The following is a 22,752-nucleotide window of genomic DNA, read 5'->3' as shown; positions in this document are numbered from 1 at the left end:
CGGCGTGAAGTATATCAGGGGTAGTGAGAAATGAACCCCAGCGAGGTTTTGACCCCGAGGGATTCGGCGTGAAGTATATCAGGGGTAGTGAGAAATGAACCCCAGCACCGACCGTGAGCGCCAGGCCGACGATGGAAGTATATCAGGGGTAGTGAGAAATGAACCCCAGCCATAGGTGGATGAGAGTAGCTGGTAGACGAAGTATATCAGGGGTAGTGAGAAATGAACCCCAGCGCCGTAGGCTTGGTACGCTAAGCGGGTAGAAGTATATCAGGGGTAGTGAGAAATGAACCCCAGCACAGAGTTGAAGGACAATCTTAACCCGGGAAGTATATCAGGGGTAGTGAGAAATGAACCCCAGCGCAGTCTGGGTAGGGTTTTCATCGTCGTGAAGTATATCAGGGGTAGTGAGAAATGAACCCCAGCATAGCCCTCAACCCAGATTCTTCGTAAAGAAGTATATCAGGGGTAGTGAGAAATGAACCCCAGCGACGAGCTGGGCGGCATCGGCCGGGAGTGAAGTATATCAGGGGTAGTGAGAAATGAACCCCAGCGGACGAGGACGATGCCCTCGGTGATCGGGAAGTATATCAGGGGTAGTGAGAAATGAACCCCAGCTGAAAGCCGATCGGTTTTCCAGCGCTGAGAAGTATATCAGGGGTAGTGAGAAATGAACCCCAGCTGGCTGAGAATGGGTGATGATGCGGCGAGAAGTATATCAGGGGTAGTGAGAAATGAACCCCAGCCCGCCCGGGAACACCAGCGCACGGCACGGAAGTATATCAGGGGTAGTGAGAAATGAACCCCAGCTCCAACATGGTGTGTCCTCTCGGGTTGTGAAGTATATCAGGGGTAGTGAGAAATGAACCCCAGCCAACAGTGTCGGGTTGACCACTAATCTTGAAGTATATCAGGGGTAGTGAGAAATGAACCCCAGCACGGCAAAGTCGCTGGCCTCGCCACGCAGAAGTATATCAGGGGTAGTGAGAAATGAACCCCAGCATCATCCTCCACGGGCCGGACTACATGAGAAGTATATCAGGGGTAGTGAGAAATGAACCCCAGCATACCGCGTATGTGCCGGGGATGAGGGTGAAGTATATCAGGGGTAGTGAGAAATGAACCCCAGCGCGTGCCCTGGCGCTCGCCCAGTTAGTTGAAGTATATCAGGGGTAGTGAGAAATGAACCCCAGCAACAGCGTGGAGGCCATCCGGTCGCTGGGAAGTATATCAGGGGTAGTGAGAAATGAACCCCAGCGCTCGTGATCGTCCCCATCCCGAAGCTCGAAGTATATCAGGGGTAGTGAGAAATGAACCCCGGCCAGCTCAAAACCGCTCACCTTGCTGTCGAGAAGTATATCAAGGGTAATGAGAAAGGATTATATCCGTTCCCTTGGTATGTATTATTTGGAGGGGGTGTTGAGGCGATGCGGGATAGTTTAAATCTATCGTATTTTAATTTGAGAAGGTGTTAAATTGGACTAGGTTTCGAACGATATTTGGTGGTGTGTATTTTTTAATTATTTTGTTTCGGGTTGTCGGGATGGTTTGGGGACGTTTCCTACGTGGGAAATAGTCCGTTATGTGGGTTTGGAAGTTATGCTGGTTATTGATCGGCGAGAATCGTGTAATCGTTCTTTATCTTTGATAGCGTTTTAAATGCATGCTTCAGCGTGAACTTGTTTGGGAGAAGCGTTCGAACAAATCGTGATAGACAGTGGTGGGCTGGCCGTTCGATGGAGGCAACGGGTCGTGGGTCTCTGGCTTTGAGTTAACCCTGCGCCACAGAGAACAGGTACGCGACGAGCATCCGCTTGATCTCTCTCACCGTGTAGTCGAAGCGTCTGTTGTCGATGCCGGGGTCACGGACCGCGAAATTGAGCAGTGAGCTTGCCGTGTGGACGAGGATGGCCGCAAGTTCGGCCCGTTGTTCGTCGGTTGCGTGACTCGCCAAGGGGCGCATCGCCTCCGCGATGATCTCGAGTACCTCGGACTCCGTCGCAGCGGCCGTGGCCCGGGTGGCCGGGGTGGACTGGATCGCGTGCCAGACCGCTCGTCTTGAGGGGTCGTCGTGCCACAGCTTCGCGACGTGCTCGATGAACTCATCGAGGAACTCGGGCCACTGGAGGGCCGGTACCTGGTGGGCGAAGGTGTCGAGCTCGGCCACGACACCGGCGGTGTCCTGGCGGTCCAGCTCACAGATCAGGACGTACTTGTTCGCGAAGAACTGGTAGAGCGTGCCGATGGGGACCTCTGCGCGCCGCGCGACCTCGTCGAAGGTGAAGGACTCGAACCCGACATCCACGAGGACACTCCGTGCCGCTGTGAGGATGCGGTTGAACCTCTCGCGTGACCGCTGTTGAGCCGGGCGTCTGCGCGGGACGAGGATCTCCGTCGAATTCTGGTCGCTCGGGGGAGTGGAACGAGGTGTCATCGGCGTATCCCGGTCACAGTCCTCGGAGAACCCGCGCGACGTGGCCGGTGGCGCGAACGTTGTACTGCGCGGACTCCACCCGGCCGTCGGTACCGACGATGATCGTGGAGCGGATGACCCCCTGCACGACACGACCGTAGTTCTTCTTCTCGCCCCACGCGCCCCACTCCGCCATCGTCTCCTGCGATTCATCGGAGAGAAGGGTGAACGGCAGGTCCTCGTCCTCCCGGAAAGCGGCGAGTGCGTCAGGAGAGTCCGGGGAGACACCCAGGACCGTGATACCGAGATCGGTGAAGTCGGACAGGTTGTCCCGGAAATCACACGCTTCCTTCGTGCACCCCGGGGTGCCGGCCTTCGGGTAGAAGTAGACCAGTACGTGGCGCCCGGCGAAATCCTCCAGTGAAACCGTCTTTCCGGTGTGGTCCGGAAGCGTGAGCGCCGGCGCCGGATCACCGGGTTCCAACCGTCGGGGAGCAGATGACGTATTCGTGGGGGATGACGAAGGCGCGGGCATGAATATCACCTTACCCGGCCCCGATTCCGGAGTTAAGACCGGATTCTCCCTCGATCGCCACTGCGTCCGCCCGTGCACCTTCGTCGCCCAGGTGCGCGTCACCCCTCCCATGAACTACCGTTGGAGGCATCGTAAGACTGACCACCACAATTAAAACCGGGAGTTCATCCGTGGCACGTGACATCGAAGACATCCAGCGCGAGCTCGACCGCACCCGCCGGCAGTTCGCCTCCACCCTGGACCAGCTCGCAGAGCGCGGCCGTCCGGAGAACATCGTGGACGACGCCAAGCGTTCCGCCACCGACAAGCTGAACGACCCGAAGGTCCAGAAGATCCTCGCCGGTGTCGCCGGCGCCGTGGTCCTGGCCGTTGCCTTCGGGGTCTACCGCTCCCGCAAGAAGAGCAGCGATCTCAAGGAGCTGCAGCGTATGCTCTCCGAGCGTCTCTCCTAGACACCCCGTCTGGACAAGATCAAAGAGGATCAGGCCCACCCCGGGTTACCGGGGTGGGCCTGATCCTCTGAAGAGGCTACTGATTCTCGTCCGCGTTTCCGGCCTTCCAGGTCTCCCAGGGGATGTTCCAGTCCCCGAGACCGTCCCAGCCTGACAACTGCCCACCCTGCGTGTTGCTGACGATGACGACATCGCCGCGTTTGACCGTGTTCTGGAACCACTGGGCGTTGTCCGTGGAAACATTGAGACACCCGTGGGACGTGTTCTGGCTTCCCTGCGCCCAGACCGACCATGGAGCCGCGTGCACGTAGATTCCGGAGTAGCTCATCTGGGTCGCGAACTGGACCTTCGTGCGGTACCCGTCCGGATCATCCACCGGTGTGCCGTACGTCGACGAGTCCATGACCAGTGTCGGGTGCTGGTCGCCGATGATATACGTGCCGTTCGGGGTGGGGAAGCGTGCTGACCCCATCGAGATCGGGATACTCCTCAGCACCTCGCCGTTGCGGGTCACCTTCAGCTGCTTGGTGTTGTCATCGGCGTAGGAGATCACCGAATCGCCGATGGTGAAGCTCGCGGCATTGTCGGCCGCACCCCAGATCCCGCCGCCGAGTTCCTTGCCGTAGATGTCGGCCTTGACCTCGACCCTGGTACCCGGTGCCCAGAACTCCTCGGGGCGCCACCGCACCTCACGGTTGTTCAGCCAGTAGAAGGCGCCTTCCACCGGAGGATCTGTGGTGATCTCCAGGGCCTCCTCGGCAGCTTTCCTGTCGGGGATGTTGAGCCCGAACCGGAATGCGATGGTCTGGCCGATCCCGACCGTGGACCCATCCAGGGGAGCCAGAGCGACCGATGCGGTCTGTGCCGGTTGTGAGGTGCTGAACGTGGTCGTGCGCGTCGTCCCGTTGGAACCCGTGGCGGTGATCGTGTAATCGCGGTAGTAGCCCAGTACCTCGGCGGTCGTCCACGTTTTACCGTCGTCGGAGAGCGTGGACTCGACCTCGTAGCCGTCCTGGTTGGTCATCACGACCTTCTTCAGGGTTCCCTCGAGCGCCTTGACTGTCACCTGCACCTTCGGATCCACGCCTGTTGAACCGTCGGGGATACTCACCGCGGGTTTGAGGGGTTCCGCAGTGGTGGTGGCTGTCTCCGTGGCAGCTCTCGCGGAGCTGCCGTCGCTGGTGTCACCGTCAATCGTGCAACCGGCGAGAAACCCGGTGGTGGCGACAATGGCCAGGAGACTGGTCAGCCTCCCGGTCTTTGACGCGTGCTGTCCGAAGGTCATTGTGCTCCATTTGGTCTACGTCTCTGCGTGGCATGTCTGTCCGGTAAGCCCGACTGTGCCGCTTCACTAGATCGGCGGCTGCGTCCGCAGGGTTACGGTGCTACCAGCCTACGTTCCGGAGGTGCGATGAGTGGGGACCTTCGGGGCGATTGTTCTTGAGCCGTGACCGTGCCCGCCGTCCCGACTTGTGTCCCGTTCGGGCTCATCCATCCTCCATCTGCAGCCGGCGATGTCGAGGACCGCTCCTGATCTGGAAATACGGCGGATGAGCTGGCGATTTTACAATCATTCCGGCCGCTTGTAATATTTCTCTTCGTTGCCGAGGGAGTAAAAATCCCGGTAACGGTACGCGCCATTAGCTCAATTGGCAGAGCAGCTGACTCTTAATCAGCGGGTTCGGGGTTCGAGTCCCTGATGGCGCACAACCTTTGACAGGCCGGAGGAAAACCTCCGGCCTGTTTTCTTTTCCCCTGATCGTGGTTACCCGAACGTGGCTGAGACGGGACCTGGCGGTGGTCCGAGGAGCTCAAGCGCCGGGGTTCCGGCTACCGGAACCGAGCTCTGTGGTGAAGGGGGCCCGGTTGGGTGGTTCCACGATGCCCACTCTGTCTCGATCTGCCCCTCATCTTCCCGCTGCCATGGGCGTACGGCGCGGGAGATGCGGCTGAGCGAGTCGGTGAAGCCGACCGCACGGCTTCACCCGTGGGCTGGGGCATCCCGAATGCCTTGAGGGAGCGCTCTGCTCCGACTTCCGGCACACCATCCGATGAACTGCATACGGAGGATCACGCGATCGGTCCGCAGGTGATTGGACTACACCTTCATGCCGAGGTCCTCCTCCAGAGGAGGCACAATCGGGAACGGACGCATCGGTGTATCGGGGTTTCTTCACCGGCTGGAGCAGTCGTGCTGTAGCCCGTCGCGGTCACTGGGCCGGTCCCTGCCGTCACAGGCATTGCTCTCCGATGATTCCCTTCCGGCGGCCCGAGACAAGGACCATCACCGCCCGGAAACCAGCTGCTGGGTGTGCTCGGCGGGCAAAGCGGCATGCCGTGTTCCACCGCGATCCTGGTGGATGGGGAGGGATCCTGTGCGTCTGGGCGCCGGATATCTCGTGGTTGTCGTGTCTTCGCCGAGACGTGGGACCACGGATGCGCCCTACCCGGAGGTTGCGGCCAGAGGCGCTCTAATCCGACGTCTCTTCACCCGGACCTGGTCGCTTTCATCGATTTCCGCATCACCCCGGCGGTACCCGAATCGAGGGCTGTAGCAGCCGACCCCAGCCCCTGTGACGACCATCACCGGCATCACCAGATTCCGGCCCCGATCGGGTACCCGAGGTGCGGGGTGCTGATTGGTCCGTCAGAGAGACTGCCGGGAATGCAGACACGAACGGGGATACGCTGGTGACCATGTTTACCGGGATAGTTGAGGAGCTAGGTCAGATCACGGGGATCGCATCTGACGGCGACATCATCCGTCTCTCCGTCAGATGTGCGGACATCCTCGAGGATTCAGCTGAGGGGGAATCCATTGCGGTGAACGGGGTATGCCTCACCGTCGCACAACTCAATGACGAGGGATTCAGTGCCGACGTCATGCCGGAGACTCTCCGTCGTTCCTCACTCGGAGCACTCGTGCCCGGCGACACCGTCAACCTCGAACGCGCCCTCGCCATCACCGGGCGTCTCGGCGGACACATCGTCCAGGGGCACGTCGATGCCACCGGGAAGATCCTCAGCCGGACACCCGGTGAACGCTGGGAGGTCGTCCGGATCTCTCTGCCGGAGCAGATTTTCCGCTACGTGGTGGAGAAAGGCTCCATCGCCGTTGACGGCACATCTCTGACCGTGTCCGGCGTTGGCGAGGACTGGTTCGAGGTGAGCCTCATCCCCACCACCCTCGAGAGCACCATCCTCGGGAGGCTCGCTCCCGGATCCGTGGTCAACCTGGAGGTGGATGTTCTGGCCAAGTACGTCGAGAAGCTGGTCAGCCGTGATGCGCAGGAGCGGTGACCCGATCCGGCGCAGCTGAACGAAGGCTCCCGGACAACTGTCCGGGAGAAACCCACGTCGTGGGCGACGTGGATCGATGGAATGTAACGGCATCATTTTCTTTAATGGCCACAAGACCTCGGACCACCGGCAGTCGTGGCCCTTCACCATCCGGCCCGTTCACGTACTTTCCCTCCGCACACGAGGCGGAGGAATCACACTCGCGTCGGACACCCTGAAATGGCGGTCGACCTGGCCCGATTCGCCGGACTACGTCGCGCAGGTGTGCCGTCGGAAGTGGACCTCGGAGAATGTATGCCGGGGATCGTGGCCCCCGGACCGCGGATCTCTGTGCAACTGCAGCCGCGCGCTGATCTCCGTACGGTAGTTGATCGGGCGCGGCGCCGAGTGAAATCGAGCATCGAGATTGTCGCCGTAGCCTGGACATCCGCCGAATCCGGGGGCCGCCGTCGCGCTTGAGCGCGTCATTCCCGGTGGAAATCAGTTTGGATGATGGCTTCGCCGTCGCCGAGGCAATCCTCGAGAGAATGACGCTAGATTCCGCACCCCGGTGGTGTCGTACCAACCCGGGATTCACACGAACAGGCGGCCATCAGCTTAGGGGCCGACGGGTGATGGGGGTCCCACTCGCCGGCTACCACCCCGCCGATCCCTGCGTGGAATCGAGTGCCCCACGAAGCAGATGGTTCAGCGGCGCAGACGCATGAGCGTACCGGCATCTGTCGACGGGAACCGCCCCGGTACCGAAGGACTCAACCGACCTACACTGGGAAACACAGGTAACCAGCTTCTCCGAAAGCGAGACAACAGCATGCGCGCACTAGTCATCGTCGACGTCCAGAACGATTTCTGCCCCGGGGGTGCACTGGGAACGGAGCGCGGCAACATCGTTGCTGAGCAGATCGCTCTCCTCCAGCACGACCCCGACGGTGGGTACGACGCGATCATCGCAACGCAGGACTGGCACATCGATCCCGGGGAGCATTTCTCCGACCACCCCGACTACGTCGACTCCTGGCCGGTGCACTGCGTCGTCGGGACCGGGGGAGCGGGCTTTCATCCCGCAATCGACGAAGAGGTCCTGGACCAGATCTTCCGGAAAGGCGAGTACAGCGCCGCGTACTCCGGCTTCGAGGGGCACGCGGCCACCGACGACGACATCTCAATGGCGCAGTGGCTCCACGACAAAGGAATCACGGACCTCGACGTCACCGGTATCGCCACCGACTACTGCGTCAAAGCAACTGTCCTCGATGCCTGCCGAGAGGGCTTCAACGTGAGGGTGCTCACCCGACTCTGCTCGCCGGTGCACCCCGACACCGAAGCTCAGGCACTCACCGACATGGAGAACGCCGGGGCCGAGATCGTCTAGTGCGGACCACCTCTTATGGGTGCCGCTCCCGGATCTGGCCGGATCCTGATTCGGTGCGGAATGCGGGAGGGACATCTCCGAGATCTGGCACATGGTGTCCGGAAGCCGGCTGGTCCGCGACGAGTCTCCCGTGATCAGAGCACCACGAATCCGAACGCGGTGAACGAGGCACCCCCAAGCGAAGGCCGGCGGGGCCTCGTCAGTTGGTCCCACTGGTGGAACGGTTCTTCCCGTTTGGGTGGGTCGGTCCGTCGATTTTGGGGGCCTGATCCATCAACTGGGCACCGTCTCCGCCCTCGCGGGGAGGTTCTCCGGAAACTGTCAGGGTGTGTGAGAAGTGACGGCGACGGCAGACCGAGCAACCACCATGAAATGCCACGCGCCGGCGATAAGGCCCGACTGGTGGTCGACCTTTCCCGTCACCTGCCCGCAGCAGATTGCCCGGGTTGTGCGGAGATGATTCCGGGGCTGCGACCACCGGCCTGGTTTCCCGGAGGTGCGGGTTTCCCGCTGACACGACCGATACCGGTTTCGTTGCCACGTCCGGGGTGTATCCGGGATGGCGCCGAGTCATCGTATCGGATCACGTTCCCGGTGGAGATCAGACGATTGCCGGAGATCCGGAAGATCCAATACGGGAGGCAGCTAATTCTTGTCCGGAAACTCCGTGGTCGGTCGCTCCCATTGAGTCAGGCTGGCCATTGATTTCCGGAGAAGTTTCGAAGGTAACAGGGAATAACCGGTGTTGCGGAGACGGACGGTCAGGGGGTTGGAATTCTGGTTGATGAACCCGACTCTCCGTGATTGCCTCCATATGCGGCGTACCCGGCTCCTTCTGATCTGGCTGTAGCGTCGCAGAGCCTCTTCCAGCGCGGTGGAGAAACGTGGATCCGGGGGATCGGGAATCCGGTGGAGGAGAGCAGTGAGGGTGGCGGCATCCTCGATGGCCTGTCCGGCGCCTTGCCCCATGTCGGGTGTCATGGCGTGCGCCGCATCGCCCAGGAGAACACCCCGCCCACGCGTGAACGTCGGAGGAAGATCCGTCAGATCGTGAATCTCGTGGTGCAGCACCGTTTCGGGGTTGACGTCGGAGAGAAGCTCGGGAATGGGATCGTGCCAGTTCCTGAAGTGGTCGAGAGGATCATCCCGGCTGTCGGTGATACCGGTTGAGAGCGTGGCGTACCAGTAGGTCCGGTCGCCGGTCAGCGGTATTACGCCGAACCGCGCCCCGTGACCCAGGGTTTCACTGAGATGGTGTACCTCCGGACTTTTCCGGTGTGACACGGAACGCAGTGCACTGTATCCGGCGTGGTGCAGACCGCGGTCCAGCCGCCACCGGCGTCTGGCGCTGCTGTGGATACCATCTGCGGCGATGACGAGGTCGAAGTTCTCCCGGACCGAATCGATGGTGAGCGTGGGGCTACCGTCGCTGTCGACCTCGGCGTCAACTCCGTTGCGCACGGTTCCGGGGAGGAGCTCCCGGGTGAGCAGATGGTGCAGATCAGCGCGGTGGAGTGCCGCAACTGGGGGAACCGTGGTTGTATTCAGTGATACGAGACAACGTCCATCCGGCGTCCGGATGGACGAGGTTTTGGGTCGATCGGCTGTACTGATCGCCCTAATCTGTTCACCGATTCCGAGTGAGTCCAGCGCGGCCAGTGAGTTGGTGAACAGGGTCAGGCCGGTTCCGCTGGACGCGGAATCGACTCTCCGCTCGAAGACCGTGACATCGTGGCCGCTGGACTGAAGCCCCACCGCGGAGGACAGACCCCCTATTCCGGCACCGATGACCCCAATTCTCATGATTCGTCCAATCCCGGAGAAAACCTCAGCCAGAACCGGGTTTTGTCCGTCCAGGCATGTGAAAACCGAGAGTATCACCTGTGCGCAGGCCCGGCGACCGTCGAATTGGTGCAGGGACGGAAAAAAAGAACTCCCCGGGTCATCGACCACGGGGAGTTCTTTCACTTGGGGGTGGCTGACGGGACTCGAACCCGCGACACCCAGGATCACAACCTGGTGCTCTACCAGCTGAACTACAGCCACCATCGCATGTCACCCATGGTATTACCCGTGCGTGAGCAGCGAGGAACATCTTAACCCAGGACGCGATCTTTACAAAAATCGGGCGAAGGCCTGCTCGGATTCTGCGGCGGCTGCCTGGGTCTCCTCGGTTCCGGGCCCCGGGTGGTCGACGAAGATCGCCCTCCGGTAGTAGTCCAGCTCCCGGATCGACTCGATGATGTCGGCCAGCGCCCGGTGCGCCATCCCCTTGTCGGGCTGCCGGAAGTAGACCCTCGGGTACCAGCGGCGGGCGAGTTCCTTGATGGATGAGACGTCGACCATGCGGTAGTGGAGGGCGGCGTCGAGAAGCGGCATGTGCGCCCTGATGAACGCCCGGTCCGTTGCGATCGAGTTTCCCGCCAGCGGTGCGGGATGCTCCGGGTCGCAGTGCTCGGCGATCAGGTCCAGGACCGCTTTCTCGGCCTCGGCGAGGGACACCGTAGAGGCCCGGATCTCGTCGGTGAGGCCCGAGGAACGGTGCATCTCCGTCACGAAGCCGTCCATGCGCGACAGTTCGTCCTCCGTGGCGTGGACGACCAGGTCCACTCCCTCACCGACGATGTTCAGGTTCGCGTCGGTGATGACCGCCGCGACCTCGACGATCACGTGCTCGGACGGGTTGAGGCCCGTCATCTCGAGATCGACCCAGACGAGTCGGTCGTTCTTCGCCGGGATCTTTCCCGGATCTGCTGTGGTGCTGTTGCTCACTGCTCAACCCATCTTCTTGTAGAACGAACCCATGATCGGGGCGCCGACGGCCGTCGGCATGATGGCACTGATCCGGTCCATGGCCTTTCCGATCGGCCCGGGGACGACCCGGCGACGGTTCCCGGACATCGCCTGGAGCGTTTCCCGGGAGCACGATTCGTAGGTGGTCCAGAGGAAGTCGGGCACCACCTTGTCGACGATGGACTTGTCCGCCTCATCGATCACCGCGTCCCGGACCGGTCCGGGCGCGAGGAGGGTGCAGGTGACTCCCGTTCCCCGCAGTTCGTAGTGGAGCGCCTCGGTGAAGGCGTTGACGCCCGCCTTCGTGAAAACGTAGGTGGCGTTGTTCGGGATCGGCATGTTTCCCGCGGCAGAGCCGACGTTGCAGATGGCGCCGCTCCCGCGCTCGAGCATGCCGGGGAGAACGGCCCGGGTCAGCTCGAAGACGGCGGTCGCGTTCAGCTGGAACTGGGTGGTCTCGTACTCCCAGTCCTGATCCATGAACGCGCCGAAGCTGGCGATGCCGGCGGAGTTGACGATGATGTTGATCTCGCGGCCGGTGATCTCCTCTATGAGGGTTCCGCGCGCCGCGGGATCCGCCAGGTCGCAGGGCCGGACTTCGACGGTGACGCCGTGTGTGCCCTCGAGTTCGGAGGCGAAGTCGCGGAGCACCTCCTCCCGGCGGGCCACGAGGATGAGGCTGTGCCCGAGTCTCGCCAGATCTCGCGCCATCGCCATTCCGATACCCTGGCTCGCCCCGGTGACGAGGGCTCGGCGGTCTTTACTGGGGGAGGGTAAAGCCATGGGGGCTCCTTCATGAGAGAACGACGGAAGCTGAATCGGGTTGACGTGGCCAATCGTACCTACCGGCTCCCTCGGTCCCGGCCCCGAGGACGCCCGGTGGCGTTTTCCGCGGCGGTTGCCGGAACGGCGGAAAGCGCCCGGTTTCATCTGTGGTGTGTGGGGAGACGGTTCCGTCCCCGGTGGTCGTCACCGGGGTGGTCGGGGGCTGGTGTGGGGTCGGTTCGACGCGTTCTGCACGACCGGGCTGCCGCCGAACCGGGGCCGACGCGATTCTGCGTCCGGGGGATCCGGCCGTGGTTTCCGGGGCGGGGTCTCCCCGCCACCGGAACCATCGCGCCGGTGGGCTGCGGTCGAACCGTCGGGGCGACCTGGCTCAGGGCATGTTCCGTCGAGCGTGCCGTATCGCCCGGGCTACGGTGCCGCAACCTCTCGTCGGGTGCTGCCCCGCCTGTTGCGGAGTGGTGCGCGTATCGGGGTCCGCCGGTGTTGGATGTCCGATACGGCGAAGGACAGCCCCGGAGCCGAGATTCAACGGCTCCGGGGCTGTCCGGAATCGTGCCCCCGGCAGGATTCGAACCTGCGACCAGCCGGATAGAAGCCGGATGCTCTGATCCACTGAGCTACGGAGGCGGGTAACCCGCGGGACGTGAAACCGCCCGGGGTCTTCCGCTGCGAGACTTTACCCCACCGGACGGCCGGGGAACCAAACCCCCCGTGGTCGTCCACACGGCTAGGGGGAGCCCGTGGACAGCGATAGTCTGTAGCCATGGATGGACAACCCGACAGCTCCCGGCGGGGAGCCTCCGACAACGCTGCCGTCGATGCCGCGGGGGCGCCGGTCACCCCACGGCCGGACAACAGTGCGTCCGGAGCGTCCCGTGGATTCCGCGGGCGTCGGGTCCGCGGATCGGCTGGACTGTATCTCATCTTCTTCCTGACCGCGGGACTGGTCGGGGCCGTGATCTCGTGGGGGTTCCTCGGTGAGTCCCTGGCGGCGTTGGGGATCCCCGACCCCGGACCCGCGACGACCGCGGGGCTGCCGTTGCTCCGGTCGGCGGCGGTGATGCTCATGTGCCTCTCGGTCGGTTCATTCCTGTTCAGCTCCTTCCTCACCTCGCCGGTCACCGGGCCCCTGTCCACCGGAGAGATCCGGGAGATCCGCGCGGCGGAGCAGTCCGCCCGGGAGCTGCGGGACCGTGATTCCGGGGCCGGTACGGATGATCCCCGGAACATCGTCGACGATGTCCCGGAGGTCGATGAGGAGATGGCACTCGGGTCGGACGCCGACCGGGTGACCCGGGCGAATCTCTACGCGGCACGGCTCGGCGTGGACGGTTCGGTGGCCGCGCGCACCGGGACCGTCGCGGCGGCGTGCGTGGGGCTGATCGCGCTACTCCTGATCCCGATGTATCTCTCGGACGTGTCGGGTGAGCCGTTGTCCAGGACGCTGCGTCCCGGGAACTGGGTGATCGCGGTCAACCAGGTCTCGACGTCGCTCGCCTGGCTGGCGGTGGCCGTGATCGCCTTGTCCACCGCTGTCGTCGGGTCCCTGTCCAGCCGGTGGGTGATGCAGCCGTTCCTCCTGCTCGGTGCGCTCGGTATGGTGGTCCCGCTGGGGCTCGAGGGACACTCCGCGACCGGTGGCGATCACGACTACGGAACCAATTCGTACCTGTGGCACCTGGTGTTCATGACGCTGTGGGTGGGCGGACTGATGGCGCTGATCGCCCACGGCCGTCGGCGGGGGACCCGGATGGGCCTCGCCGTGGAACGCTACTCGGTGATCGCCCTGCTCTCCGTCGGGGTGATGACCGTGTCCGGTCTCATCAACGCGGCGATCCGGATCCAGTGGTCGGACTGGCTCACCACGGGCTACGGCTGGCTCATCACCACCAAGACGGCCGGTGTCGTGGTTCTCGCGCTGTTCGGCTATCTCCACCGGAGGGCCACCATCCCCGCGATCAGGCGGGACCCCTCGGATCACTCGCTGTTCCGCCGCGTGGCCGTGGTGGAGGTCCTCGTGATGGCGGCGATCACCGGCGTGGCCGTCTCCCTCGGCCGGACACCGCCTCCGCCGCCGAGGTCCGCGGACCTGAACACCATGGACATCCAGCTCGGATACAAGCTCTTCGAGGAGCCGACGCTGTGGAACGTGTGGACGATGTGGCGCTTCGACATCGTGTTCGGCTCGGCCGGGGTGATCCTCGCGATCGCGTACGCCTGGGCGGTGCACCGTCTGCACCGCCGCGGAATGGCCTGGCCGGTGGTCCGCACCGTCTGGTTCCAGCTCGGAAACCTGATGCTGGTGCTCACGATGTGTTCGGGTATCGGGCTGAATATGCCGGCGACGTTCTCGATGCACATGATCGGGCACATGATCCTCACCATGGGTGTCCCGGTGTTCTGGGTGCTCGGTGGTCCGTTCACCCTGTTCCTGGCGGCGCTCGAGCCCGGTGAGCCGGATGAACCGGGGCCCCGGGAGTGGCTGCTCGTCGCCATCGACAATCCCGCCGTCCGGTTCCTGACGCATCCCGCGGTGAACACGATCCAGTTCGTGGTGCTGTTCTACATCCTCTACCTGACGCCGCTCTACGACGTCGCGGTGACCGAGCACGCCGGCCACCTCACCATGAACGTGGTGTTCCTGTGGTCCGGGTTCATGTACTACTGGGAGCTCATCGGCGTCGATCCGACGCCGGTGCGCCGGAGCCCGATGGGCAAGGGCGCGTGGCTGTTCTTCTCCCTGCCGTTCCACATGTTCTTCGGTGTGACGCTGATGCAGATGCAGACGATTCTCGCCTACGACTTCTATTCGACGCTCGGCCTGCCGTGGGAGATCGACCTGCTGAAGGACCAGAACGTGGGCGGCGGTATCGCGTGGGCGTCGGGACAGTTCCCCCTGATGATCATCTTCAGCGCGGTGCTCCTGGAGTGGTGGCGACACGACCGCCGTGAGATGCGGATCTACGATCGGCGGGCGGACGCCACCGACGACGAGGACATGACGGCGTACAATGAGATGCTCGCCAAGGTGAACGCCGGGGAGAACTACTTCGACGAGTACTACGAACGGGACATCAGCACCGACGGCGGCCGGGGCGGTCCGGGCGGTGGACGCTAGGTCGTCGCCCCGCGGCTGTGGGGGACCGGGTGCGGAGGGCCCGTTGTGCACAGTGGCGGGCCCCACGCTCCGGCGCCGCTGCCGGGGTGGTGTGACTGTGACGGTGTACACGACACCGCAGCCACTCCCGAGAGGAACCACCCACATGGCCCAGCACAGTTTCACCCTCACCGGCAACATCGGGGCAGACCCCACCTATCACGGCGTCAATGAGCGCAACGGAGTCACCAAGTTCCGGCTCTGCGCGAACCGGCGGCGCCCCGGGGACCGGGAGGGGACCTGGATCGACTACGACACGCTCTGGATCGAGGTGCAGTGCTGGGGCAGACTCGCCGAGCACGCGCGGCGCTGCCTCCGGAAGGGGATGAGTGTGTTGGTCGTCGGGACCGCGATCCTGGAGACGTGGACCGACGCGGACACGGACAGCAACCGGTCGCGGATCGTCCTGAGGGCCAGCCACATCGGCCCGGACCTGAACCGGTACCTCACCACGTCCACCACGCCCGGCGGGGAGATCGTCGCGGAGCCGTTGACCGGGGGATGGGTGACCTCGGGGTGCATCCCCGCACACCGCGCGGAAACCGCGGGCGACAGCGGGGCGGCCGGGGGCGGCGGCGCGCCGGGGCGGAAGCCTGAAGACGATTCCCACACGCGGTCGGGACGGCAGCTCGTCGGCGCCGGATCCGGCGTGGACGCCGAGGTGGATCCGCCGTTCTGACGGATGCCGGGCACGCCGCGGGCCGGAGGCAGGCGGTGGCCGTCCGTGTGCCGCGGGGTCTCCGGGATCCGTGGGGTAACCTCGTGGGGCAGGACCGCAATCTAGTAGAAAGCACTAAGGGACAAACATGGGCGAGTTCATCTACACGATGAAAAGCGTGCGTAAGGCACACGGGGACAAGGTCATTCTCGACAACGTCACCATGGCCTTCTACCCGGGCGCCAAGATCGGTGTCGTCGGCCCGAACGGTGCCGGTAAATCATCGATCCTCAAGATCATGGCGGGCCTCGACCAGCCGTCGAACGGTGAGGCATTCATCGATCCGGGCTCCACCGTCGGCATTCTGCTGCAGGAGCCGCCGCTGAACGAGGACAAGACCGTCCGCGAGAACGTCGAGGAGGGCCTCGGCGAGATCTTCGAGAAGAAGCAGCGCTACGAGGCCGTCGCCGAGGAGATGGCCACGGACTACTCCGATGAGCTGATGGAGGAGTTCGGCAAGCTCCAGGAGGCACTGGACGCCGCGGACGCGTGGGAGATCGACTCGAAGATCGACCAGGCGCTCGACGCCCTGCGCTGCCCGCCCGGCGACGAGCCCGTCACCCATCTCTCCGGTGGTGAGCGCCGCCGCGTCGCACTCGCGAAGCTGCTGCTGTCCGAGCCGGATCTGCTGCTGCTCGACGAGCCCACGAACCACCTCGACGCCGAGAGCGTGCTCTGGCTGGAGCAGCACCTGGCCAAGTACCCGGGCGCGGTTCTCGCCGTGACCCACGACCGGTACTTCCTCGACCATGTCGCGCAGTGGATCTGTGAGGTCGACCGCGGCAAGCTCTACCCCTACGAGGGCAACTACTCCACCTACCTGGAGACCAAGGCCAAGCGCCTCGAGGTCGCCGGCAAGAAGGACCAGAAGCTGCAGAAGCGCCTGAAGGAGGAGCTGGCCTGGGTCCGCTCCGGCGCGAAGGCACGTCAGGCCAAGAACAAGGCCCGTCTCGCGCGCTACGAGGAGATGGCCACCGAGGCCGAGAAGTACAAGAAGCTCGACTTCGAGGAGATCCAGATCCCCACCCCGCCGCGCCTGGGCAACCAGGTCGTCGAGGCGAAGAACCTGACCAAGGGCTTCGACGGGCGCGTCCTGATCAAGGATCTCTCCTTCACCCTGCCGCGCAACGGCATCGTCGGCGTCATCGGGCCCAACGGTGTCGGTAAGTCCACGCTATTCAAGACGATCGTCGGGCTCGAGGAGCCGGACTCCGGCGAGGTCAACGTCGGACAGACCGTGAAGCTGTCCTACGTCGACCAGAACCGCGAGAACATCGACGGAGAGAAGACCGTCTGGGAGGTCGTCTCCGACGGTCTGGACCACATCGTCGTCGGCCAGAACGAGATGCCGTCCCGCGCCTACCTGTCCGCCTTCGGTTTCAAGGGGCCGGACCAGCAGAAGCCGGCGAAGGTGCTCTCCGGTGGTGAGCGCAACCGGCTGAACCTGGCGCTGACCCTGAAGCAGGGCGGAAACCTGATTCTGCTGGACGAGCCCACCAACGACCTGGACGTCGAGACCCTGTCCTCCCTGGAGAACGCACTCGTGCAGTTCCCCGGCTGTGCCGTGGTCATCTCCCACGACCGCTGGTTCCTGGACCGCACCTGTACCCACATCCTCGCGTGGGAGGGCAACGTCTCCGAGGGGCAGTGGTTCTGGTTCGAGGGCAACTTTGAGGAGTACGAGAAGAACAAGGTCGAGCGCCTCGGTGCCGAGGCCGCCCGCCCCTCGCGCGTGACGCACCGCAAGCTCACCCGCTGATCCCGCGGTGACGTGACACCGCCCGGCGGCGCTCACCCCCTCCCGGCCCCGCACGATCGGAGACACCCCCGACCGTGCGGGGCCCGAGACGTTCAGTATGCTTTTGATGTTGAAATGAAATCGTCGTGCCGATCCCTCGGCGGGTATAGATTGGTGTTCCAGAGGCCACCAGCCGGGCCCGCAGCCCGCAGGTCCGCGACACACCCGCACGGAAGGATCCCCGAACACATGGCCAACAGCAGTGACCGCAACACCGGCAGCGCCCCCGTCCACACCGCTGAGGTGCACGTCCGGTGGTCCGACTTCGACCGCTTCGGCCATCTCAACAACGCCGCCTACATCGAGCTGGCGCAGGAGGCCCGGAACATCTTCGCGCTGGAGGAGTTCATCGGTCGCGGCCACGACGTGCCCGCCGTGTTCATCCGCCGGCTCGACGCCAGCTACATGAGCCCGATCCTCCCGGACACCTCCACCGTCGTCGTCGAGACCCGGGTGACCCGGGTCGGACGGACGTCCTTCACCACCAGCCAGTCGATCATCGACCGGCACGGCACCGTCGCCTGCGTCATCGAGTGCGTCCAGATCGCCGTGGACCTCAAGACCGCCACACCGCGGGCCATCACCGCCAACGAGCTCAAGGTGCTCAGCCGGGCGGCCGGCACCGATGTCGCCGGTGCGGCCGATGCGACGGAGGAGGGTCACGAGTGACCGAGACGCTCACCGTCACCGCCGGGGCCGAGGGGCTGCGGGCGCTGCTGTCACGGGCCACCGGCATCGACGCGGACGCCTCGGCCCGCTTCCGGCAGCGGGGGGACGGCAGCGTCGACGTGTTCGTCACCACCCCGTTCGACGTGATCGCGGCGCGCCGGGTCGAGGGCACCGCCGGGCGGGACGGAGCCGTCGTGCGGGCCTCCGACCTCCGGGACGCTCTCGCCGAGGGGCGCACCGAGATCGGTGCGGCCCGTGACATCGCGTGGCCCGGGGCACTGCCTCCGGCCGGCGGCTTCACCCTCCTCGACACCCTCCCGGTGACGGTCGTGCGGCAGCTCGCGGATCAGGGGCAGGCACTCGCACGCCAGTTCTCCGGGCCGCTCGGACCGCCGCAGTCCCTGCTCGACCAGACGGTGCTCACCGTCACCGCATCCGACGGTGCCGGCGCGGATTCCGCCGGGGACCCCGGTGCCGCGGAGATAACGATGCGCATGGTGTTCACCTGCACCTCCCTCGGGCTGATCCCGGGGGCCGCGGCGCCCGAGTCCATCCCGCGTCACCTGCGGGTCTCCGGCACCGGGACCTGGGTGCGGGTGGACGCCCCGTTCGGCACCGTCTACCGCAGCACCCGGCAGTCGGTCCTCCAATTCTGACTCCGGGGGCGCTGAGCCCGGGCCGCGCTCAGTCGAACCGGTTGACCAGCATGTCCGCGACACGCACCATGTGCTCCCACAGGGCCGCGCGGTACGGGGCGGGTAGCGTCTCCTCGTCGACGGTGTCGATGGCCGCGGCCATCATCTCCAGCCAGCGGTCCCGCTCCGCGACGCCGATCGCGAACGGGTGGTGGCGCATCCGGAGCCGTGGGTGTCCGCGGTTCTCGCTGAAGGTCTGCGGGCCGCCCCAGTACTGGGCCAGGAACCATTTCAGGCGCGCCTCCGCTCCCTCCCAGTCGTCGTGCGGGTACATCGGCCCGATGAGATCGTCCTCGCGCACCTGCAGGTAGAAACGGTGCACGATCGTCGAGAAGGTCTCTTCACCTCCGACGGCCCCGTAGAAGCTGCTCGGCTGATTCTCCGCCATGTCATCTCTCCTCCGCCGCGGGGCCGGACGGGCCCGCGGTTCCGTCGGTGGTGGACGGCTCGGCGCTGATGCCGATGCCGTTGGGGTACGGCGTCGAGATACCCCGCTTCTGCAGGTCGGTGATGATCCGGCCGAGTAGCTCGCGGCGCACGGCCCACTGGGTGCCTGCGGCGACCTTCGCCCGGACCCGGATCAGCATGTGATCCACCGCCAGTGCGTGCACCCCGTCCACCTCGGGATCGCCGAGGACGGAGTCCTTCAGGGCCTCACTCGCGGCGGCGGCGCGGGCGGAGTCGCCGATGGCCTTCTTGGCGTCCTCGACATCGTTGGACAGGCCGACGGGAACGTCGACGCGTGCGACGGCGTGGCCCTTGGTGGAGTTACCGACCCGCTGGATCAGTCCGTTGCGGACGAACCACAGGGTGCCGTCCACGTCGCGGATGGTCGTCAGCCGCAGGGACACCGCCTCGACCGTGCCCACGGCGTCCCCGACGTCGATGGAGTCCCCGACCCCGTACTGGTCCTCGATGAGCATGAAGATCCCGGAGAGAAAGTCCTTCACCAGGGACTGCGCACCGAAACCCAGGGCGACACCCGCGACGCCGGCTGAGGCGATCAGGGGGCCGACCTGCACCCCCAGCTCCGACAGGATCGCCAGGCCCGCCCATCCCCACACGAAGATCGCGACGGCGGAGCGCGCCACGGATGACAGCGTCGTGATCCTGGCCTCCCGACGTTGCCTGTCGCGCGTCCCCTCGGGGACGAGCGCCACCGACTCACCGAACAGCGAGTGTCCCGGGCCGCGTTCGATCGCGTGCCTCGAGGCCCGCCTGATGAGGATGATCAACGTCCACTGGATCCCGACGGCCACGACGAGGATCAGTCCGACCGCGATGGCCATGTCGATCAGTCCGTCGGTGTTCAGCCCGTGCTTGTCCCTGAAAACATGCCGCAACGTATCCTTCACGCCTTAAGAACCTACCGGGTGCGGGCACGGGCGTTAGGCTGGGGGCCATGAGCAACCGATCTGTGGCAGTCATCACCGGGGCGACGGGTGGAATCGGTCGAGCCGTCGTCGACATCCTCATGCCCGACTTCGATGTCCTCGCCCTCGGGCGGGACGAGGCCGCGCTGGGAGAGCTCGATGCGCTCGACCACGTGCGCGCACTGCGCTGCGACCTCGTCGCGGAGCTCCTCGACGCCGGGCCGGGCGCCGGACTGCGTGAGGTCCTGGACCTGCCCCGCGTCGACGTGGTGGTGCACGCCGCGGCGGTCGGACACAGGTTCTCGGTGGAGCAGGCCACCCCGGAGCAGTGGCGGAGCATGCTCGACCTGAACGTCGTGGTGCCGGCGGAGCTCACCCGCCGGCTGCTGCCGGCGCTCCGGGCGGCCGGGGGAAACGTGGTGTTCATCAACTCCGGGGCGGGCAACGGGGCGCATCCGGGCACGACGGTGTACACCGCCACCAAGCACGCGCTGCGCGGTCTGGCGGACAGCCTGCGCAAGGAGGAGGCGGGCGCCGGGGTGCGGGTCAGCAGCGTCGCCCCCGGTCCGACCGACACCCCGATGCTGCGGGGCATCGTCGAGTCCGCGGGCGGAACCTACACCCCCGCGCACTACATCGAGCCCGCTGAGGTCGCCGCCGCGGTCCGCCTCGCCGTCACCGCGGGGCCGACCACGCAGCTCACCGACATCGCGGTCCGACCCCGCATCGAGCTGGCCGACCGCTAGCCCCGCCCCGACACCGCCGCGAGGGCGTGCACGGCGGCGGCATCGGTCGTCTGCAGCAGCGTCGCGTCGGTGCCCGGCATCGGACTGATCGTGGTGTCCGGCATCTGGGCGTGGGTGGGGATCCCGATGAGGTGGAGCCGCGGATCCGGTGTCCCGCCGGCGGTGACCACCCGCTGCGTCACCGGATCGACCTCCGGGGAGGGGGTCGTCGAACCGTCGGACAGGCGGAACACCCTGATCCGGCCCTGCTGCAGCAGATGCCGCATGAGCGGGTCGGCGGTGGTGCGCACATCGGGCGCCGGGAGGCGGGCGTCGAGGAGCACCCGCGCGGTGACCGCCCGGCCGGTGGTGGGGGAGTGCATCCGGTACGCGCCGCCGGTCACCCCGACGGTGGGGTGCGCCCCGAGGAAGGACACGACACCGGCGTCGACCAGGGCGAGCAGCTCCCGGGTGCGGAAGGCCGGGGGACCGGAGCCCGCCATCCTGCCCAGCGCCATCATCCAGGCGTAGCGGCCGCGCCGGGATGATGGCGTGTAGCGGCCGTTCGCCCCGAGGACCGAGACGGTCTTGCGCGCCGACGCGATCGACCACATCCCCTCCTTCCACGCACTGTCCCGGCCCGCAGCGGCGTGGGCGATGTCCGCCGCCAGACCGTCCGCGACGGCGGCGGTGAACTCCCCGGGGGACATCGGCCCGGTGATCCCGCGGGCGGCCAGCGGGTCGGCCTCGGCCACGGGGTCGAACACGGGTACGCCGGGGACCCGCGCGGCCAGCACCCGGGGCAGGTCCGCCACCGGGGTGTCGTCGATGAGTTCGGCGATGTCCGCCGGATCCACGGTCAGGTCGGGCCGCATCCGCTGCAGGGCACGGTGGTGGGCCTCGTGGGCGTCCCGGGCGACGGCGGGCCACACCTGCCGGTCGAAATCGATCGGCGTGTCGCCGGCGGAGAGAGCCCGGACGACGGCATGCAGTCTGGCGTGCGGCATGCGGGGCGGCAGCGAGTGGTACTCGGACTTCGGGAACAGCGGGTAGCCACGGCCCGATGCCGCGACGATCCGCGGTTCGCGGCCGGAGGGGACGTACCGCAGGCCGGAGCGCGTCGCGGGGTCGTCCACGAATCGCCCGCCGCGGCCCGCGGTGAGGAGGATCATCGCGTCGAAGAATCCCATTCCCAGGCCACGGACCAGCACGGTGTCTCCCGGGTCGATCAGGTCCAGCCGCTGGTCGGCGGGATTACCGGGCCTGATCCACTTCAGGTCGTCCGATGCGCAGAGCTGGTCCGCGTCGTCCGGCACAGAGAGCTGCCACCCGGGGGCGAGGATCGTCGCACCCGCCCGGACCACCGAGCCGTCCGCGAGCGTGATCCCGTCGGTTCCGTCATTGGCCGCGGTGAGCGCCACCGCGCGGCTGTGGTGGTGGTGGAGCGTGACCTGCGGGGGAAGCCGGTGCCGGGTCACGTCGAGGAACCACCGGAGGTACGCGCCGTAGAGGCGGCGGCTCGGATTCGATTCGGGGCGCGTGGCGCGCAGCTCGTCGGCGAACGCGACCGCCACCGCCGGGGCGGGCCGGTGCCGCCGGAACACCCGGGCGACGTCCGGGTCGATCCCCGCTTCGTCGGGGTTCTCCCCGCGCAGCAGCTGGATCCACTCGTAGAGCGTCGGTCCCCGCCGTACGGGGGCCGACACCGTCGAGCCGGGTTCCGTGAACATCGTGACCGCACCGGCGAGGGTGTTCATGCACAGCTCACCCGCCTGGTCGGTGCGCCAGACCTCGCCGGAGCCGTGCTGGGAATCATCGATGAGGTGCACGTCCAGGGGCACGTGTCCGGGTGCTTCGTGCAGGGCGGCGCCGAGCCGCTCCAGCACCGACGTGCCGCGCGGCCCGGCGCCGATGATCGCGATCGACCGCGTGGTACCGGGATTCGGGGAAGTCACACAGACAGGCT

At 65.4% G+C, this 22,752-nt stretch carries 18 protein-coding genes, 3 tRNA genes and 1 CRISPR repeat array (1 of these 22 cut by a window edge); of the genes, 10 read left to right on the top strand and 11 right to left on the bottom strand.

Features of this window, described 5'->3' with window-relative positions; genetic code table 11:
- Positions 1–1,322: a CRISPR direct-repeat array (repeat unit 36 nt; unit sequence GAAGTATATCAGGGGTAGTGAGAAATGAACCCCAGC); it reaches 122 nt to the left of the window's first position.
- 449 nt (positions 1,323–1,771) lie between these two features.
- A complete protein-coding gene (locus tag KRX55_RS01965) occupies positions 1,772–2,434 on the bottom strand; it encodes a TetR/AcrR family transcriptional regulator (RefSeq protein WP_218406159.1) in 663 nt (220 codons plus the stop codon).
- A gap of 13 nt (positions 2,435–2,447) precedes the next feature.
- Complete coding sequence (gene bcp, locus KRX55_RS01960; protein ID WP_218406158.1) at positions 2,448–2,948, bottom strand: thioredoxin-dependent thiol peroxidase; 501 nt, start codon at positions 2,946–2,948, stop codon at positions 2,448–2,450.
- A gap of 170 nt (positions 2,949–3,118) precedes the next feature.
- Between bcp and KRX55_RS01955 the strand changes: the two genes are divergently transcribed.
- On the top strand, positions 3,119–3,400 hold the full coding sequence (locus KRX55_RS01955; RefSeq protein WP_218406157.1) for a DUF3618 domain-containing protein: 282 nt from the start codon (positions 3,119–3,121) through the stop codon (positions 3,398–3,400).
- Between the two features lie 76 nt (positions 3,401–3,476).
- On the opposite strand, the gene KRX55_RS01950 is transcribed toward KRX55_RS01955, so the two are convergent.
- Positions 3,477–4,685 (bottom strand): L,D-transpeptidase, encoded by a 1,209-nt coding sequence (locus KRX55_RS01950; RefSeq protein ID WP_218406156.1) that lies wholly within the window; start codon positions 4,683–4,685, stop codon positions 3,477–3,479.
- A 349-nt stretch (positions 4,686–5,034) separates the two neighbouring features.
- On the opposite strand from KRX55_RS01950, the gene KRX55_RS01945 reads away from it, so the two are divergent.
- The 3 genes from KRX55_RS01945 to KRX55_RS01935 all read left to right on the top strand — a co-directional run bounded on the left by KRX55_RS01945 (position 5,035) and on the right by KRX55_RS01935 (position 8,072).
- Positions 5,035–5,107, top strand: a tRNA-Lys gene (locus tag KRX55_RS01945).
- A 990-nt stretch (positions 5,108–6,097) separates the two neighbouring features.
- Positions 6,098–6,700, top strand: coding sequence for a riboflavin synthase (locus KRX55_RS01940; RefSeq protein WP_218406155.1), 603 nt, complete (start codon positions 6,098–6,100; stop codon positions 6,698–6,700).
- 811 nt (positions 6,701–7,511) lie between these two features.
- Positions 7,512–8,072: an isochorismatase family protein gene (locus KRX55_RS01935; protein ID WP_218406154.1), complete on the top strand. Its 561-nt coding sequence runs from the start codon at positions 7,512–7,514 to the stop codon at positions 8,070–8,072.
- A 645-nt stretch (positions 8,073–8,717) separates the two neighbouring features.
- Here the strand turns inward: KRX55_RS01935 and KRX55_RS01930 are convergent.
- The 5 genes from KRX55_RS01930 to KRX55_RS01910 form a co-directional block, all read right to left on the bottom strand.
- The gene (locus KRX55_RS01930) at positions 8,718–9,875 is read right to left on the bottom strand and encodes an FAD-dependent monooxygenase (protein ID WP_218406153.1); all 1,158 of its coding nucleotides are present in this window, start codon (positions 9,873–9,875) and stop codon (positions 8,718–8,720) included.
- Positions 9,876–10,045: 170 nt separating this feature from the next.
- Positions 10,046–10,118: transfer RNA gene (locus KRX55_RS01925), tRNA-His, on the bottom strand.
- Positions 10,119–10,187: 69 nt separating this feature from the next.
- A complete protein-coding gene (orn, locus tag KRX55_RS01920; RefSeq protein ID WP_218406224.1) occupies positions 10,188–10,769 on the bottom strand; it encodes an oligoribonuclease in 582 nt (193 codons plus the stop codon).
- A 78-nt stretch (positions 10,770–10,847) separates the two neighbouring features.
- Positions 10,848–11,648, bottom strand: a complete 801-nt coding sequence (gene cmrA, locus KRX55_RS01915; protein WP_218406152.1) for a mycolate reductase — start codon at positions 11,646–11,648, stop codon at positions 10,848–10,850.
- 556 nt (positions 11,649–12,204) lie between these two features.
- Positions 12,205–12,278, bottom strand: a tRNA-Arg gene (locus KRX55_RS01910).
- A gap of 136 nt (positions 12,279–12,414) precedes the next feature.
- Between KRX55_RS01910 and KRX55_RS01905 the strand changes: the two genes are divergently transcribed.
- From KRX55_RS01905 to KRX55_RS01885, 5 genes are all read left to right on the top strand, one after another.
- A complete protein-coding gene (locus tag KRX55_RS01905) occupies positions 12,415–14,769 on the top strand; it encodes a cytochrome c oxidase assembly protein (protein ID WP_218406151.1) in 2,355 nt (784 codons plus the stop codon).
- A gap of 145 nt (positions 14,770–14,914) precedes the next feature.
- Positions 14,915–15,487 (top strand): single-stranded DNA-binding protein, encoded by a 573-nt coding sequence (locus KRX55_RS01900; protein ID WP_218406150.1) that lies wholly within the window; start codon positions 14,915–14,917, stop codon positions 15,485–15,487.
- Positions 15,488–15,614: 127 nt separating this feature from the next.
- Positions 15,615–17,285 carry an energy-dependent translational throttle protein EttA gene (gene ettA / locus KRX55_RS01895; protein WP_200260563.1) on the top strand — a complete coding sequence of 557 codons (1,671 nt, stop codon included), beginning with the start codon at positions 15,615–15,617 and terminating at the stop codon, positions 17,283–17,285.
- 228 nt (positions 17,286–17,513) lie between these two features.
- Entirely contained in the window at positions 17,514–17,993 is a 480-nt protein-coding gene (locus KRX55_RS01890; RefSeq protein WP_218406149.1) for an acyl-CoA thioesterase, read from the top strand.
- Positions 17,990–18,649, top strand: coding sequence for a hypothetical protein (locus KRX55_RS01885; RefSeq protein WP_218406148.1), 660 nt, complete (start codon positions 17,990–17,992; stop codon positions 18,647–18,649). The genes KRX55_RS01890 and KRX55_RS01885 overlap by 4 nt, the downstream gene beginning before the upstream one ends.
- 28 nt (positions 18,650–18,677) lie before the next feature.
- Here the strand turns inward: KRX55_RS01885 and KRX55_RS01880 are convergent, their stop codons facing one another.
- Positions 18,678–19,076, bottom strand: coding sequence for a globin (locus tag KRX55_RS01880; protein ID WP_200260572.1), 399 nt, complete (start codon positions 19,074–19,076; stop codon positions 18,678–18,680).
- Position 19,077: 1 nt separating this feature from the next.
- Positions 19,078–20,043, bottom strand: coding sequence for a mechanosensitive ion channel family protein (locus tag KRX55_RS01875; RefSeq protein ID WP_370625727.1), 966 nt, complete (start codon positions 20,041–20,043; stop codon positions 19,078–19,080).
- Positions 20,044–20,090: 47 nt separating this feature from the next.
- On the opposite strand from KRX55_RS01875, the gene KRX55_RS01870 reads away from it, so the two are divergent.
- Positions 20,091–20,807, top strand: a complete 717-nt coding sequence (locus KRX55_RS01870) for an SDR family oxidoreductase (RefSeq protein WP_218406147.1) — start codon at positions 20,091–20,093, stop codon at positions 20,805–20,807.
- On the opposite strand, the gene KRX55_RS01865 is transcribed toward KRX55_RS01870, so the two are convergent.
- Positions 20,804–22,741 (bottom strand): FAD/NAD(P)-binding protein, encoded by a 1,938-nt coding sequence (locus KRX55_RS01865; RefSeq protein ID WP_218406146.1) that lies wholly within the window; start codon positions 22,739–22,741, stop codon positions 20,804–20,806. The genes KRX55_RS01870 and KRX55_RS01865 overlap by 4 nt on opposite strands.
- Between the last annotated feature and the right edge of the window lie 11 nt (positions 22,742–22,752).

Source organism: Corynebacterium sp. TAE3-ERU16 (genome assembly GCF_019209935.1).
Classification (GTDB): Bacteria; Actinomycetota; Actinomycetes; order Mycobacteriales; family Mycobacteriaceae; genus Corynebacterium; species Corynebacterium antarcticum.
The sequence above is the reverse complement of the archived record's forward strand: the minus strand, read 5'-3'. Positions and strand labels throughout refer to the sequence as shown.